The sequence below is a fragment of the uncultured Caballeronia sp. genome, from assembly GCF_964243625.1.
In the GTDB taxonomy this organism is placed as follows: domain Bacteria; phylum Pseudomonadota; class Gammaproteobacteria; order Burkholderiales; family Burkholderiaceae; genus Caballeronia.
Genome location: NZ_CAXTGZ010000655.1, coordinates 1 through 3,312 on the forward strand (window position 1 = coordinate 1; position 3,312 = coordinate 3,312).

Below are 3,312 nucleotides of genomic sequence, written 5' to 3' on the forward strand. Positions count from 1 at the left end.
AGCCCTTCCATCACGCAAGCAAACACGATCAACGACTTCAGCAATTTCTGGTCCGCTTCGAGCGTGCCCGTGGTGAATGCCGGATCGGTCAGCGTGTTGATGAACGGAATCAGGAACTCGTCCTTCGCACGAATCGAGTCGACTTCGTGATACGCGTTGAAGATCTCGCTCTCGTCCAGACCCAGCGATTCGACGATGTACTGATATGCGTGCGTGTGGATTGCTTCCTCGAACGCCTGGCGCAGCAGGAACTGGCGGCACTCGGGCGCGGTGATGTGGCGATACGTGCCGAGCACGATATTGTTCGCCGCCAGCGAATCCGCCGTCACGAAGAAACCGAGGTTGCGCTTCACGATGCGGCGCTCGTCGTCGGAGAGACCATTCGGATCTTTCCACAACGCGATGTCGCGCGACATGTTCACTTCCTGCGGCATCCAGTGGTTTGCACAACCCGCCAGATACTTTTCCCACGCCCACTTGTACTTGAACGGCACCAACTGGTTCACGTCGGTCTTGCCGTTGATGATGCGCTTGTCCGCCACATTCACCCGCTTCGCACTTGCAGCCGCGATGTCGCTGGCGCTCGGTGCAACGGGAGCTACGAAGTCGCTCGCAAAAATGTTCGCGCCTACTGGCGTTTGATGGGCAGTTTGAAGAACGCCATGACCGGCAGCATGTGCAGCGCCCGGAGCGGCTGCACGTGATGCCTGACTGACGCCGGCAACCTGACCTGCCGGGTTACGCAACGTGTTGTGTTGCGAACCGTTCGAGGGAGTTACGGCAGTGGTCTCGTCATCCCAGTTGAGCATAAATTCTCACCATCAATTTAGATCGGTTTGTACCATCTTTCCATGAGCGATAAAAGAGCTTGCTCATAAAAATCCTGTTTTCGTGTTGACGCTGCTACTTGCATACAACACTTTGCGTTCAGCTCACTGCTTGAAGCTTCAAGCGAGATGCTGCTGAGCGTGTTCGAAGCAGTGCGCTTTCATGCACTTCACAGCGTTGTGATGCGTTGCTGCGAATCGTCTTGCATGTGTCGTTTGAAGCGTGACGTCCAGTGACTTTCGTTGCATTCGAACTTCAATTGCCTTCGATGAAAATCCTGGCTCGCCTGCATGTTGATGCGTGTGGATCTGTTGCGGGTTCATACGATGCGCAACGCGTTCATTCAGTTAAGTCGATCTTCGCGATGCACACAAGCAAAGCTTTGAAACTCACCTCGGGAGACACGCTTGCGCGACACGTTTTTGATCGAGCGAACGCTGCTTCAGCGCCGTCGATTCCCGCCTGTCCCGCAGTGGAAACAAGGCGCTTTCGCGCTGTGTTTCCATGGTGAAAGTGTAGCACTCGATGCCTTCATCGCAAAGGTTAAAAACACAAAATCTTGGGTCTTCGAGTCGGTTACAAACTACCTATAGTACAAGTGAGCACTCGATGCAAGTGGCAGTCAGGGCCGCAAAAACAAGCTTCGAAGCCTTGCTCAGCACCGCGCTCACGCACGTTTGTCTCGCAGCGGCACAAGCAGTTCACGCAGATTGTTGTGATCGATTTCGTGCATCAGCGCGAGCAGCCGGCCGAGCTGTCCTGGAAAACCCTCACGCGCAAACCACGCGAGATAGTGACCCGGCAGGTCCGCAAGCAAGCGGTCCTTGTACTTTCCGTAAGGCATTTTTTGCGTGACGAGACGCTGCAGATCTTCGGGGTCCATCGTCGTGCTCCTTGTGTTTCGAATGTCGCTGCCATGATATCGATGCCATAATCGCAACTCCCGCCGCGAAGAGATCCCCTTCCGTTCTCCATGCCGCTAGCCATCAAAGCTTTCGTTGCCCCTCTCATCGTCGCCTGTGCGATGTTCATGGAAAGCGTCGATGCCAACGTCATCGTCACCGCGATCCCCGAAATGGCCAAAGCTTTCGGCCGCGATCCTGTAACGCTGAAGATTGCCGTCACGAGTTATGTGCTCGGCCTCGGCGTGTTCATTCCGATCTGCGGCTGGGTCGCCGACCGCTTCGGCGCGCGCACCATCTTTCGTCTTGCCATCGGCATCTTCGTGGCCGGCTCCATCTTGTGCGCGGCGTCCACCTCGCTGATTCCCTTTACCCTCGCGCGTTTCGTGCAGGGCGTCGGCGGCGCGATGATGGTGCCGGTCGGGCGGATCATCATCTTCCGCTCGGTGCGCCGCTCGGAGTTCATCCGCGCGATGAACTACTTGTCGCTGCCTGCCATGTTCGGTCCCGCGGTCGGTCCGCTGCTCGGCGGGTTCATCACGACGTACCTGCACTGGCGCCTGATTTTCTTCATCAACATTCCGATCGGTATTGCCGGGATCTACCTCACGAACAAGTACATTGCGAATGTGCGCGAGGCGCATCCGGGGCCGCTCGACTGGCTTGGCTTCTTTTTATCGGCGATGGGCGGCACGTTGTTCCTGCTCGGACTGTCGCTGATCGGCGGCGAACTGGTCACGGATCGGGTCGCAGCGGGCATGGCGCTCGGCGGCGTGGTTTTCCTCGTGCTCTATTTTCTCCACTCGCGGCGCATCAAGTTGCCACTGCTCGATCTGAGCTTCCTGCGCGTGCCGACCTTCCAGGCGAGCGTGGTCGGCGGGTCGCTGTTTCGTATCGGCTTGGGCGCCGTGCCGTTCCTGCTGCCGCTCGCCATGCAGGAGGGACTTGGCATGAGCGCGTTCAAGTCGGGCTCGATCACATGCGCGTCCGCGGTTGGCGGCATGTTCATGCGCTCGCTGGCCTCGCGCGTGCTGCACCGCTTCGGCTTCCGGCAGACGCTGATGGTGAATGCCGCGCTCTCCGGCATCGCGATCGCGGCGTGCGGCATGTTCTATCCGGGCACGCCGACGTGGCTCATCTGGGCGGTCGTGCTGCTCGGCGGATTCTTCCCGGCGCTGCAATTCACGAGCCTCAACTCGCTGACCTACGCAGAAATCGAAAGCCGCGATGTGGGCCGCGCGACGAGTCTCGGCAGTTTCATCCAGCAGGTTTCGCTGGGCTTGGGCGTGACGGTCGGCGGGATCGCGCTGCAGATCTCTCACGATCTGCAAGGCCATCCGCAGATGGTCTGGTCGGACTTCTGGCCGGCGTTCGTGGTTGTCGGCATGTTTTCGTTTCTTTCGATTCCCATTACCGCGAAGCTTTCCCGCGATGCCGGGCATGAGATCTCGCGTGGAACGCGAGGGTAAGCGGCGAGTACAAATGGAAAAGGCCGGTATCGAATCCGGCCGCCGCTTCCTGACGAGGAAGAACAACCCTATCCGTACCGGCCCTCTCTAACTGCTGTACTTATTAGCGACGG

At 58.3% G+C, this 3,312-nt stretch carries 3 protein-coding genes; 1 reads left to right on the forward strand and 2 read right to left on the reverse strand.

All coding sequences use genetic code 11. The annotated features are described in order from the left end of the window. Positions 1-809 (reverse strand): ribonucleotide-diphosphate reductase subunit beta (locus ACFFAR_RS28715; RefSeq protein ID WP_375508959.1); only part of this gene is annotated, 809 nt, incomplete at its 3' end. 686 nt (positions 810-1,495) lie between these two features. Beyond that, positions 1,496-1,711: a DUF3820 family protein gene (locus ACFFAR_RS28720; RefSeq protein ID WP_375508960.1), complete on the reverse strand. Its 216-nt coding sequence runs from the start codon at positions 1,709-1,711 to the stop codon at positions 1,496-1,498. A gap of 90 nt (positions 1,712-1,801) precedes the next feature. Here ACFFAR_RS28720 and ACFFAR_RS28725 point away from each other — a divergent pair, with 90 nt between their 5' ends. Beyond that, entirely contained in the window at positions 1,802-3,199 is a 1,398-nt protein-coding gene (locus ACFFAR_RS28725; protein ID WP_062000285.1) for an MFS transporter, read from the forward strand. The last annotated feature ends 113 nt before the right edge of the window (positions 3,200-3,312 follow it).

Bases quoted from the DNA above. Each gene is read 5' to 3' on its own strand.
- ACFFAR_RS28720 (WP_375508960.1), bottom strand. From the start codon at position 1,711: ATGGACCCCGAAGATCTGCAGCGTCTCGTCACGCAAAAAATGCCTTAC.
- ACFFAR_RS28725 (WP_062000285.1), top strand. From the start codon at position 1,802: ATGCCGCTAGCCATCAAAGCTTTCGTTGCCCCTCTCATCGTCGCCTGT.